Origin of the sequence: Pseudomonas sp. GD04091 (assembly GCF_029836165.1) — a bacterium.
Lineage (GTDB): Bacteria > Pseudomonadota > Gammaproteobacteria > Pseudomonadales > Pseudomonadaceae > Aquipseudomonas.
Window position 1 is genome coordinate 39,761 of record NZ_JAOEBG010000002.1, and the last position, 12,758, is coordinate 52,518.

Annotated in this window: 8 protein-coding genes; 4 read left to right on the plus strand and 4 right to left on the minus strand. The window is 67.4% G+C overall.

Annotated features, from left to right (window positions below):
* Positions 1–115: 115 nt before the first annotated feature.
* Positions 116–1,123, plus strand: a complete 1,008-nt coding sequence (locus N7422_RS03145; protein ID WP_279805144.1) for a FecR family protein — start codon at positions 116–118, stop codon at positions 1,121–1,123.
* 69 nt (positions 1,124–1,192) lie between these two features.
* Here N7422_RS03145 and N7422_RS03150 read toward each other — a convergent pair whose 3' ends face one another.
* Positions 1,193–2,512: a Na+/H+ antiporter NhaC family protein gene (locus N7422_RS03150; protein ID WP_279805145.1), complete on the minus strand. Its 1,320-nt coding sequence runs from the start codon at positions 2,510–2,512 to the stop codon at positions 1,193–1,195.
* A 263-nt stretch (positions 2,513–2,775) separates the two neighbouring features.
* Between N7422_RS03150 and N7422_RS03155 the strand changes: the two genes are divergently transcribed.
* The 3 genes from N7422_RS03155 to N7422_RS03165 all read left to right on the plus strand — a co-directional run bounded on the left by N7422_RS03155 (position 2,776) and on the right by N7422_RS03165 (position 6,905).
* Positions 2,776–4,923, plus strand: coding sequence for a methyl-accepting chemotaxis protein (locus tag N7422_RS03155; RefSeq protein ID WP_279805146.1), 2,148 nt, complete (start codon positions 2,776–2,778; stop codon positions 4,921–4,923).
* 120 nt (positions 4,924–5,043) lie between these two features.
* Complete coding sequence (locus N7422_RS03160) at positions 5,044–6,060, plus strand: ABC transporter substrate-binding protein (RefSeq protein WP_279805147.1); 1,017 nt, start codon at positions 5,044–5,046, stop codon at positions 6,058–6,060.
* On the plus strand, positions 6,057–6,905 hold the full coding sequence (locus N7422_RS03165; RefSeq protein WP_279805148.1) for an ABC transporter permease subunit: 849 nt from the start codon (positions 6,057–6,059) through the stop codon (positions 6,903–6,905). The genes N7422_RS03160 and N7422_RS03165 overlap by 4 nt, the downstream gene beginning before the upstream one ends.
* 39 nt (positions 6,906–6,944) lie before the next feature.
* On the opposite strand, the gene N7422_RS03170 is transcribed toward N7422_RS03165, so the two are convergent.
* The 3 genes from N7422_RS03170 to N7422_RS03180 all read right to left on the minus strand — a co-directional run bounded on the left by N7422_RS03170 (position 6,945) and on the right by N7422_RS03180 (position 12,657).
* Complete coding sequence (locus tag N7422_RS03170; protein WP_279805149.1) at positions 6,945–10,082, minus strand: CusA/CzcA family heavy metal efflux RND transporter; 3,138 nt, start codon at positions 10,080–10,082, stop codon at positions 6,945–6,947.
* A gap of 15 nt (positions 10,083–10,097) precedes the next feature.
* On the minus strand, positions 10,098–11,294 hold the full coding sequence (locus N7422_RS03175; protein ID WP_279805150.1) for an efflux RND transporter periplasmic adaptor subunit: 1,197 nt from the start codon (positions 11,292–11,294) through the stop codon (positions 10,098–10,100).
* Positions 11,295–11,454: 160 nt separating this feature from the next.
* Positions 11,455–12,657: a TolC family protein gene (locus N7422_RS03180; protein ID WP_279805151.1), complete on the minus strand. Its 1,203-nt coding sequence runs from the start codon at positions 12,655–12,657 to the stop codon at positions 11,455–11,457.
* Positions 12,658–12,758 lie beyond the last annotated feature (101 nt).

Consider the following 12,758-nt stretch of genomic DNA (forward strand, 5'->3'; position numbering starts at 1 on the left):
GATGGGACTCAACCGCATATACGACGAAAAATCATACAATTGATAGTCATTCGCCATTAACTCGTTCTCGGGAGCTCCCGCCAAGGGTAGAATGCCGGCAAAACCGGGAGCCGAAATGAACCAGGACCGCCACCTTCCCAGCGAAGACGATGCCATCACCGATGCCGCCGCGCACTGGTGCATGCGCCTGCACTCCGAAGACTGCACGGCGGCTGAAAGGGGCGCTTTCGCTCGATGGCTGGCAACCGATCCACGGCATGCCGAGGAATACCAGGCCATGTTGGAGATCTGGCAGACCGCCGACCTGCTCCCCCGCAACGCCGAAGTCGTCGAACTGCAGCCTGCGCCACGGCGTCAGCCGCGCGCACGTCACTGGCGCCCCTATGCCTCGGCGGCGGCCATTGCCCTGCTGGCCCTGCCCCTGGCCGGCTGGATCGGCTGGGAGCAAGGGTGGCTCCCCGACAGCTACCAGCACTTCGAAACCAGCCATCAGGTAGCGCACGTTCGCCTGAACGATGGCAGCAGCGTCGAGCTGAATCTCAACAGCGAGCTGCGCTTCCTGAACTACAAGAACGAGCGTCGGGTCACCCTGGTCAAGGGCGAAGCCTTCTTCAAGGTCGCGCACGACAGCAACCACCCGTTCATCGTCCGCGCCGCCAGCGGCCAGACCCGGGTTACCGGCACCCAGTTCAACGTGTGGAAGTATGAGGACCAGGTCAAGGTGACGCTGGTGGAGGGCTCGGTGCTGGTCAGCAGCGATGGCAACTCCGGCGGCTATCGCCTCGGCCCAGGGATGCAAGCCAGCTATCACCAGGGCGACTTCGAGCCCGAACTGAACCAGAGCAACGACTACGGCAACAGCCTGGCCTGGCGCAACGGCAAGCTGGTGCTGGACAACCTGAGCCTGACGCAGGCGCTGCCGGTCATCAACCGATACCTGAACAAGCCGCTGCTGCTGGCCGACGAGAGCACCGGCAATATCCGCATCAGCGGCATCTACAACACCGCCGAGGTGGCACGGCTGGTCGATACCCTGCCCAAGGTGCTACCGGTCTACCTGACCCGCAGCAAGGACGGCAGCACCGTCCTCAACCGCATCGTCCCGGCACCTTCCCGCGGCTGAAATCTCGCCCCGGGCCTTTCGCCGGCTCGCCGCCGAAAGGGCCGCGCGGCAGCCCCCGACGATATCAGTTCAGAGCATCATCGCCGCCAGCCAGCCGAAGGCCAGCAGCGGCAGGTTGTAGTGGATGAACGTCGGCACCACGGTGTCCCAGATATGATGATGCTGGCCGTCCACGTTCAGGCCGGCGGTCGGCCCGAGGGTGGAGTCGGATGCCGGCGAGCCGGCGTCGCCCAGGGCGCCGGCGGTACCGACGATGCAGACGGTGGCCAGCGGGTCGAACCCCAGCTGCACGCACAGCGGCACGAAGATCGCGGCCAGGATCGGCACCGTGGAAAACGACGAGCCGATACCCATGGTCACCAGCAGGCCCACCAGCAGCATCAGCAACGCGCCGATCGCCTTGCTGTGGCCAATCCACTGCGCCGAAGTCTCCACCAGGCTGCTCACTTCACCGGTGGCCTTCATCACCTCGGCGAATCCCGACGCGGCGATCATGATGAAGCCAATCATCGCCATCATCTTCATGCCTTCGGTGAACAGGTCGTCGCTCTCCTTCCAGCGCACGATGCCCGACAGCGAAAACAGCAGGAAGCCAACCAGCGATCCCAGAATCAGCGAGCCCAGCCACAGCTGGACGACGAACGCGGCAACGATCGCCGCCGCGGCCACCAGCAAGGTTCTCGCGGTGTAGCGCACATCCACCTGCTCGACCTCCTGGATGCGCGCCAGGTCATAGTCGCGTTTCTTGCGATAACTGAAGAACACCGCCACCAGCAGCCCGACGAACAGCCCGGCGGCAGGAATGGCCATGGCCTGGGTGACGTTGACGGCACTGACGTCGACCCCGGCACGGCTGACACTGGCCAGCAGGATCTCGTTGAGGAAGATGTTGCCGAAGCCCACCGGCAGGAACATGTACGGGGTGATCAGGCCGAAAGTGATCACGCAGGCGATCAGCCGCCGGTCGATGCGCAGCTTGGTCAGTACGTACAACAACGGTGGCAGCAGCAGGGGAATGAACGCGATATGGATCGGCACCAGGTTCTGCGAGCACACCGACACGATCAGGATCAGCGTGACCAGCACCCATTTCACTTCCCGGCCATCGCTGTGCCGCTGGCGACTAATCATCGTCCGGGCCTGGTCGGAGAGCGCGTGCGCCAGGCCCGACTTGGCGATGGCGACGGCAAAAGCGCCCAGCAGCGCATAGGACATAGCCACCGTGGCTCCGCCGCCCAGGCCACCATTGAAGGCTTTGAGCGTGCCCTCGACACCAAGGCCGCCCACCAGCCCTCCGGCAAAGGCGCCGGCTATCAGGGCGATGACGACATGCACGCGGGAAAGGCTCAGGACCAGCATGAGCCCTACCGCGACAATTACTGCATTCATTAGTGTGCAAACCTCGTTACTACAGACAAAAAAGCGAGCGCTCCAGCGACAGGCTGCTCGGCGCCGTGGCCAGACCTGGGGGGATCTTGTATGAAGGGCGCACACTCTGATGCACGATTGACCGGAAGTCAAAGCCGGTCGCTTCACGCCAAAGCGTAGGAATCGACCAAAGTCTTACATTTTTATTGAACGCACGGATAAAGAAAAATCCCTGATCGCCGACACATTCGGCAGCATCAAACCTATTACAAGGGATTTTCCCCATGCCTTTGCTGCGACAACTTTCCATCCAATGGAAAATCACCCTGTTGGCAGGCCTGTGCCTGGCCAGCATCGTCACCCTGCTCGTCGGCCTTTCGCTGTACCGCATGGACCACAGTTCGGACCTGGTGAAGGCCAGCAGCATGCAGATGCTGACCGAGGCGGCCCAGTCACGCATCGAATCCCAGGGCGAGGTCCAGGCCTTGAACATCCGCCGCCAGTTCATGGACGCCTACCAGTACGGCGCCGGCTTCGCCCGCCAGGTGCTGTTCCTGCGCGAGCAGGCCGAGAAACGCTTCCTCGATGCCTATGACCTGCGCCAGGACCTGACCGCGCAGGTGCAGGCCGCGCTGCAGGCCAACCCTGACCTGCTCGGCCTGTCGCTGGTGTTCGAACCGGGCGCGCTGGATGGCAAGGACAAGCTGTTCGCCGGCCAGGGCGAGCTGGGCAGCAACGAGACCGGCCGCTTCGCCCTGTACTGGTCGCAGCCGCGCGCCGGCCAGCTGACCTCGATGGCCCTGCCCGAGCACGACATGGCCAACACCGAGATCGGCCCCAGCGGCCAGCCCGCCAACACCTGGTGGGTCTGCCCGCGCAGCAGCGGCAAGGTCTGCGTGGTCGAGCCCTACTTCTATGACATCGATGGCCAACGGGTGCTGATGACCAGCATCGTCTTCCCGCTCAAGGCCGGCGACAAGGTCATCGCCACCCTGTCCATCGACATCAACCTCAACAGCCTGCAGGCCCTCAGCGAGACCGCCAGCCGCGGCTTGTACGAAGGCCGGACCACGGTCGGCATCCTCAGCCCGGTCGGCCTGTTGGCCGGCTACAGCGCCGACGCCGGCAAGCTGGCCCAGCGTTTCGACCAGGTCGACAAGCCCCAGGGCGCGGAACTGGTGCGCAAGCTCGCCGAGGGCAAGCTGCAGATCGTGCACGACCAGCAGCGCCTGAAAGTCCTGGCCGCCTTCGAGCCGATCCCGGGTGGCAAGCCCTGGGGCGTACTGCTGGACGTGCCGGAAAACGCCCTGGCCGGCCCGGCCGAGAGCCTCAAGCACGAGCTTGACGCCCTCAACACCAGCGGCACCCTGCTCGAGCTGGGCCTGGGCCTGGCCGCCGCCATCGCCGGCCTGCTGCTGGTGTGGCTGATGGCCCGCGGCGTGACCCGGCCGATCCTCGGCGTGGCCGCGATGCTCAAGGACATCGCCAGTGGTGAAGGCGACCTGACCCGTCGCCTGCAGTACGACAAGCGCGACGAACTCGGTGAGCTGGCTGGCTGGTTCAACCGCTTCCTCGACAAGCTGCAACCGACCATCGCCGAGGTGAAGCGCTCGGTCCAGGCCGCACGTGGCACCGCCGACCAGTCCGCGGCCATCGCCGCCGAGACCAGCGCCGGCATGGAGCAGCAGTACCGCCAGGTCGACCAGGTGGCCACCGCCTCCCACGAAATGAGCGCCACCGCCCAGGACGTCGCCCGCAGCGCCGCCCAGGCCGCCCAGGCCGCGCGCGACGCCGACCAGGCGACCCGCGAGGGCCTGGCGGTGATCGACCGCACCACCACCAGTATCGACACCCTGGCCGCCGACATGAGCAGCGCCATGGCCCAGGTCGAAGGCCTGGCGCAGAACAGCGAGAAGATCGGCTCGGTGCTCGAGGTGATCCGCTCGATCGCCGAGCAGACCAACCTGCTGGCGCTCAACGCCGCCATCGAGGCCGCCCGCGCCGGTGAGGCAGGGCGTGGCTTCGCCGTGGTCGCCGACGAAGTGCGCAACCTGGCGCGACGCACCCAGGAGTCGGTGGAGGAAACCCGCCAGGTGATCGAGGCCCTGCAGGCTGGCACCCAGGAAGTGGTCGGCGCCATGGACAGCAGCCATCGCCAGGCCCAGGGCGGCGTGGAACAGGTCGGCCAGGCGGTGACCGCGCTGCAGCGCATCGGCCAGGCCGTGACGGTGATCACCGACATGAACCTGCAGATCGCCAGTGCCGCCGAAGAGCAGAGCGCGGTGGCCGAGGAGATCAACAGCAACGTCGCCACCATCCGCGACGTCACCGAGTCGCTGAGCGGCCAGGCCAACGAATCGGCGCGGGTCAGCCAGTCGCTCAACAGCCTGGCCAACCAGCAGCAGGGGCTGATGGATCAGTTCCGCGTCTGAGTCCCGACCGCCGGGGGCTGCCACGCAGCCCTTGCGCGGCGCAAGCCCGCTCCCCAAGCGAAAAACCTCGTCGTCTACACTTTTGCCGGACCCCATGGAACGGCTACCGACGAGGCCCCGATGAAGAAAATCCCGACCCTGCTCGCCAGCCTGCTGCTCACCTTCGGCCTGGCCAGTACCGACTCCGCCGCCGCGGCCGAGCAACCGGCGCCCATCCACTTCGGCGCCATCGGCTGGGAAAGCGGCGCCCTGACCACCGAAATCCTGCGGCTGATCGTCGAGCACGGCTTCGGCTACGCCACCGACACCCTCCCCGGCAGCACCGTGAGCATGGAAGTGGCCCTGGCGCGCAACGACCTGCAGGTGATCGCCGAAGAATGGGCCGGGCGCAGCCCCGCCTGGGTCAAGGCCGAGCAGGCCGGCCAGGTGTTCGCCCTCGGTGACACGGTGAAGAACGCCGAGGAAGGCTGGTGGGTGCCGGCCTACGTGATCAAGGGCGATCCGGCGCGCAACCTGAAACCCTTGGCCCCGGACCTGCGCAGCGTCGACGACCTCAAGCGCTACCCCGACGTGTTCAAGGACCCCGAAGCCCCGGGCAAGGGCCGCTTCCTCAACAGCCCCAGCGGCTGGACCTCCGAGACCGTCAATAGCCAGAAGCTCAAGGCCTATGGACTGGACGGGCTGTACAACAACTTCCGCAGCGGCTCGGGCGCCGCCCTGGACGCCGAGGTCGGCTCGGCGATTCGCCGTGGCCAGCCCGTGCTCTTCTACTACTGGAGCCCCACCCCGCTGATGGGCCGTTACGACCTGGTACGTCTTGAAGAGCCGCCGTTCAGCGAAGCGGCCTGGGCCACGCTCACCGACGCCACGAACGCCAACCCGCAGGGCAGCCGCTCGCTCCCCGCCAAACTCTCGATTGGCGTGTCGAAGGCATTTCGCGACGCTCATCCCGAGCTGGTCGCCGTGTTCGAAAAAGTCGACCTGCCCATCGACACCTTGAACAAGGCGCTGGCCCGCATGAGCGAATCCCGCCTGCCGCCACGCGAGGCCGCCCTCGCCTTCCTGCGCGACAACCCGAGCGTGTGGAAGGCCTGGCTGCCCGCCGAAAACGCGGCCAAGGTCGAGGCCGCCCTGTGAGTGGCGGCTTCCCCGAAGCCCTGCAATTCTCCTTCGCCGCTTGGGTCAACCGCCTGGTCGACTGGCTGGTGCTGCACTATGGCGATCATCTGCGCAGCGTCTCCGACCAGTTGCTGCAGTTGCTCGTCGGCCTGGAAAACCTGCTCCGCCTGTTGCCCTGGTGGCTGCTGCTGACACTGGTCGGCCTGCTCGCCTGGCACGCCAGCCGCAGCCTGCTGCGGGCGCTGCTGCTGCCCTTGCTGCTCGCGCTGATCGGCATGCTCGGGCTGTGGGACAAGCTGCTGCAGACCCTTGCCCTGGTGCTGGTGAGCACCGGGCTGTGCGTGCTGATCGGCGTGCCGCTGGGCATCCTGCTGGCGACCCGCCCTCTGGCCCGGCGCCTGCTGGTGCCGGTGCTCGACGTCATGCAGACGCTGCCGGCGTTCGTCTACCTGATCCCGGTGCTGATGCTGTTCGGCCTGGGCAAGGTGCCGGCGGTGTTCGCCACCCTGATCTATGCCCTGCCGCCGCTGGTGCGCCTGACCGAGCTGGGCCTGGCGCAGATCGACCCCTCGCTGCTGCAGGCCGCCCACGGCCTGGGCGCCACCCGCTGGCAGCGCTTGCGGCGCATCGCCCTGCCGCTGGCGTTGCCGAGCATCATGGCCGGGCTCAACCAATCGGTGATGATGGCACTGTCCATGGTGGTGGTGGCTTCGATGATCGGCGCCCGGGGCCTGGGCGAGGATGTACTGGCCGGGATCCAGACCTTGAATGTCGGCCAGGGCGTCGAGGCGGGACTGGCGATCGTCGCCCTGGCCATGGTGATCGACCGGATCAGCCAGGCGTATGGGCAACCCCGGCGTTGAACCCCGAGGGCGCCAGCCTTGCCGGCGCCCTCGGTGGCCTCACTCCTCGTCGCGTCGGTGCGCCCACTGGTACAGCGCCGGCAGCACCAGCAACGTCAGTGCCGTCGACGACAGGATCCCGCCGATCACCACCGTCGCCAGGGGACGCTGCACCTCGGCCCCGGTCCCGGTGGCCAGGGCCATCGGAATGAAGCCCAGCGAGGCCACCAACGCCGTCATCAGCACCGGCCGCAAGCGGGTCAAGGCCCCCTCCTCGACCGCCGCGCGCAGGCCACGCCCCTCTTCGCGCAGGCTGCGGATGAAGGCGATCATCACCAGGCCATTGAGCACCGCCACGCCGGACAGCGCGATGAAGCCCACCCCCGCCGAGATCGACAGCGGGATGTCCCGTAGCCACAACGCCAGCACGCCACCGGTCAGGGCGAAGGGGATCCCGGTGAACACTAGCAGGCCGTCCTTGAGGTTGTTGAACATCATCAGCAGCAAGGCCATGACCAGCAGCAACGACACCGGCACCACCACCTGCAGGCGTTCGGCCGCCGACTGCAGCTGCTCGAACTGGCCGCCCCAGCGGGTCCAGTAGCCCGGCGGGATCTGTACCTGGTCGATCAGCGCCTGCGATGCCTCCTCCACGAACGAGCCCAGGTCACGCCCGCGCACGTTGGCGCTGACCACCACCACGCGCTTGCCGTCCTCGCGGCTGATCTGATTGGGGCCCAGTTGCAGGTCCAGGGTGGCCACCTGCGACAACGGGATGAAGCCGATCTGCGCGGTGCCGCTGGCGGCGCTGGCCGGCACCGGGATCAGCAGGCTGGAAAGCCCGTCGACGTCGGTGCGCAGCGTTTCCGGCAGGCGCACCACCATGTCGAAGCGACGGTCGCCCTCGTACAGCGTGCCGGCGGTGCGTCCGCCCACGGCGATGGCGATGGCGTCCTGTACGTCACCCACGTTCAGGCCATGGCGGGCGGCCTTGTCGCGATCGATGTCGATGGTCAGCACCGGCAGGCCGGTGGTCTGCTCGGTCTTGACCTCCGAGGCCCCCGGCACCTGCTGCAGGCGCGCGGCGATCTGCGCGGCGGTGCGGTTGAGCACGTCCATGTCGTCGCCGAACACCTTCACCGCGACATCGCTGCGCACCCCGGAGATCAGTTCGTTGAAGCGCAGCTGGATCGGTTGCGACAGCTCGTAGTTGCTGCCCGGCACGCTGGCCGCGGCGCGCTGCACTTCGGCGATCAGTTCCTCACGCGGCTTGCTTGGATCCTTCCACTGCTCGCGCGGCTTGAGCATCACATAGGCGTCGGAAATGTTCGGCGGCATCGGGTCGGAGGCAATCTCCGCGGTGCCGGTACGGGCGAACACGCGCTCGACTTCCGGTACCCGTTCGATGATGGTCTTCTCCAGGCGCTGCTGCATGTCCACCGACTGCGACAGGCTGGTGCCCGGCACGCGCAGCGCCTGCAGGGCGAAGTCGCCTTCGCTGAGGCTCGGGATGAACTCGCTGCCCATGCGCGCGGCCAGCACGCCCGACAGCAGCACCACGGTGGCGGCGCCGGCAAAGGCCAGGTTGCGTCGGCCCAGCACCCAGTCCAGCACCGGGGCGTAGCGGCGCCGAGCGGCGCGCATGACCATGCCCTCTTCCTCTTTCACCTTGCCGCTGACGAACAGCGCGATGGCGGCCGGGACGAAGGTCACCGACAGGATCATCGCCCCCAGCAGCGCCATCACCACGGTGAAGGCCATGGGGTGGAACATCTTGCCCTCGACCCCGGTCAGGGCAAAGATCGGCAGGTACACCACCATGATGATCAACTGCCCGTAGATCAGCGGCCGGCGCGCCTCGCGCGCGGCGGCGAACACCTCGTGGAAGCGCTCGGCGCGGGTCAGCATGCGCCCGTGGCGCTGCTGGGCATGGGCCAGGCGGCGAATGGCGTTCTCGACGATCACTACCGCGCCGTCGACGATGATGCCGAAGTCCAGCGCCCCCAGGCTCATCAGGTTAGCGCTGACCTTGTTGCTGAACATGCCGGTGAAGGTGAACAGCATCGACAACGGGATGACCATGGCGGTGATCAACGCCGCGCGGATGTTGCCCAGGAACAGGAACAGCACGGCGATGACCAGGATCGCGCCTTCGATGAGGTTCTTCTTCACCGTGGCGATGGCTTTCTCGACCAAGTTGGTGCGGTCGTACACGGTGATCGCCACCACGCCCTTGGGCAGGCTGCGGTTGATCTCCTCGAGTTTGGCGGCCACGGCCTGCGATACCGTGCGGCTGTTCTCGCCGATCAGCATGAACACCGTGCCCAGCACCACTTCCCGACCGTTCTCGGTGGCCGCGCCCGAGCGCAGCTCCTGGCCCAGGCCGACCTGGGCCAGATGGCTGACGCGGATCGGCGTGCCATCGACGCTGGAGATGACGATATTGGCGATGTCATCGGCCGAGGCGACCTGGCCCGGAGCGCGGATCAGCAGCTGTTCGCCGTTGCGCTCGATGTAGCCGGCGCCGACGTTGGCGTTGTTGCGCTCCAGGGCGGCGATCAGGTCATTGAGGGTCAGCTTGTAGGCGGCGAGGCGCTTGGGATCTGGCGCGATCAGGTATTGCTTGGCGTGACCGCCGATGCTGTTGACCTCGGCCACCCCGGGCACGTTGCGCAACTGCGGCTTGATGATCCAGTCCTGGATCACCCGCAGGTCGGTGGCCGTGTAGGGCGTGCCATCGTCCTTCACTGCGCCCTCCTTGGCCTCGACCGTCCACAGGAAGATCTCGCCCAGGCCCGTGGAGATCGGCCCCATGGTCGCCTCGATGCCTTCGGGCAGCTGCTCGCGGGCCACCTGCAGGCGCTCGTTGACCAGTTGGCGGGCGAAGAAGATATCGGTGCCGTCATCGAAGATCACCGTCACCTGCGACAGCCCCGAGCGCGACAGCGAACGGGTCTGCTTGAGGCCCGGCAGGCCGGCCATGGCGGTCTCGATGGCGAAGGTGATGCGCTGCTCGGTTTCCAGCGGCGAGTAGCCAGGCGCGGCAGTGTTGATCTGCACCTGGACGTTGGTGATGTCGGGCACGGCATCGATGGGCAGCTTCTGGTAGCTGTGGATGCCCACGGCGGCCATCAGCACCACGGCGAGCATCACCACCAGGCGCTGCTCGATGGCGAACTGGATCAGGCGTTCGAACATGTAGGACGTCCCCGGTCAGTGGCTGTGTTCAGCCGAGCCTTTGCCCAGCTCGGACTTGAGGACGAAGCTGCCGGCGGCGGCAACGACGGTGCCGGCGGCCAGGCCTTCACGGATCTCCACCTGGCCGTTGTCGCGGCGCCCGGGCTTGACCGGACGGGCCTCGAAGCCTTCCTCGGTGCGGGCGAACACCACGCTCTGCTCCTCCCAGGTCTGCAGCGCGGCTTCCGGCACCACCACCGCGGCAGCGAAGCGCTCGACGTTGACCGCGATATTGACGAACAGCCCCGGGCGCCAGGCGCCGTTGGGGTTGGCCAGGGTGGCGCGCACAGTGGCGGCGCGGTTCTGCTCGCCGAGCAGGCTGCCGACGTAGTTGACCTTGCCCTCCACCTGCGCGCCGAGGTCCGGCGCGCTGACGCTGACGTCACGGCCGCTGACCACCTTGTCCAGGTCGCGCGGGGCGACGGCGAAGGTGGCCCAGACCCGGCTCAGGTCGGACAGGGTGAAGGCATTGCTGGTCTCGTCCACCACCTCGCCCACGGTCAGGTGCTTTTCCACCACCACCGCGTCGAACGGCGCGCGCAACTCGTACCGGTTGCCCTTGCCGGCCGGCGCCACGGCGGCGACCTTCTGCCCGGCGTTGGCCGCGGCGATCTCGGCCTCCTGCAATGCCTGGCGCGCCTGCAGGTAATCCTGCTCGGCGCTGATGCGCTCCTGCCACAACTGCTTTTCCCGGGTGAACGTCAGTCGGGCCAGTTCCAGACGGCGCTGGGCAGCCTGCTGCTCGCTGCGCAGCTCGGAAATCTGCTGGCTGGCGATCACCGCCAGCACCTGGCCGCGCTTGACCGCCTGGCCAAGGTCGGCGTGCACCGACTCGACCACGCCGGGGACACGCGGCACCACGTGGGCAGTGCGGTCTTCGTCGAAACGGATCTCGCCAGGGAAATTGATGGCGGTGCCCAGGGTGCGCGGGCCGGCGGTGACCAGCTCGACGCCGGCGGCCTGGATCTGCTCGGCGGAAAGGTGCAGCTGGCCCTCTTCGTCGCCATGTTCTTCAGCTTGTGCTTCTTCATGACCATGGCCTTCTTCGCCATGGTCGTCGTGCTGGGCCTGGTCGCTGCCAGCCTTGCCGAGGGTGCCGGTCCATACCGCGCCACCTAGACCGAGAACGGCCAGGGCGGCGGCGAGGATGGCAAGTTTGCGTGGGTTGGTCATTGTTGCTCCTGATTCCAGGCTTGGGCGTTACCTCGTCGGGGCCGCTGTGCGCCCCATCGCGACACAAGGCCGCTCCCACAAGGCTTTGTATTGATCGTCAGTTCTGCGCGTTCCCTGTGGGAGCGGCCTTGTGTCGCGATGGGCTGCGCAGCAGCCCCTTTTAGAGCTCCCCGTAGATTCGCTCCACCTGCGCCCGGGCATCGGTCGCCTGGGCCAGTGCCTCGAGGTACAGGCCGCGCGCCTCGATCAGCGTGCGCTGCGCGTCGAGCACATCGAGGAAGGCGAACTTGCCCATCTCGAAACCGCGGGTGGCGGTGTCCACCGCCTGCTGCGCCGACGGCAGGATGGTGCGGTCGTAGGCCTGCACCTCGCCCATGGCCGTGGCCCATTGGTCGAGGGCGCTGCGGGTGTCGCTGCGCAGGCGCAGTTCCACGGCGTTGCGCAGGTCGCGGGCCTGGTCGGCACGGCGCGCGGCGGCCAGCACGTTGCCCTGATTGCGGTCGAACAGCGGCAGCGGCATCGACAGCCCCACAACGTTGACCCGCTCGCGCTCCTCGCGGCTGTACTGGCTGCCCAGGCTCACCGTCAGGTTGGGGATGCGCTGGGCCTTTTCCGAACCCAGGCTGGCGTCGCCGCGCTCGATCTGCGCCGCGGCCAGGCGCCATTCGGCAGTCTGCTCGACCTTGGCCAGCAACTGCTCGGCGCGCGGGGCCGGGCCAGGCGAGAGGGTCGCGGCATCTAGGCGGTCAAAGCCGGTCTCGGCGCTGCCGGTCAAACGCGCCAGCGCCTGCCAGGCGACACTGCGCTCGGTCCTGGCACGGCGCACCGCCGCCTGGGCCTGGGCCAGCTGGACCTGGGCGCGGGTGGCCTCCACGGGGGAGGACTGACCAGCCCTGACCCGCCCGTCCACCACGCGCAGGCCACGCTCGGTCAAGGCCTGCGACTGCTGCGCCAGCTCCAGCGCGGTCTGCGCCCGCAACGCGGCGTGGAAGGCCTGGATCACATCGGCGCGCAGGCCGTTGCGCTGGCGCTCCAGTTCCAGCCGTGCCACGGCCTGGCCGGCCTCGGCCACCTCGATGCGCGCGCCGCGCTTGCCACCCAGCTCCAGGGCCTGGCTGAGGGTGACGGTGGTGGTGCTGGTGTCGCGACGGGTGTCCTCGACTTCCCAGGACAGCTCCGGGTTGGGGATCAACCCGGCCTGACGGCGCTCGCCTTCGGCGATGCCGATTTCACGGCCGACGGCGGCGAACTCCGGGTTCTGGGCAAAGGCGGCGGCGAGCGCCTGGTCCAGGCTCAGGCCCTGGGCGCCGGCAGGGCCGGCCAGCAGCAGGCAGAGCAAGGCGATCTTGCGGGGGATGGGCACGGCTTGGGTCCTCGTCGACAAGCGGCGGAATGCGTTGGCGAGGGACTGTAGGGAGCGATGGTTATCGGGGCGGTGGCGTGAAAATTACAATTTTGTAATCA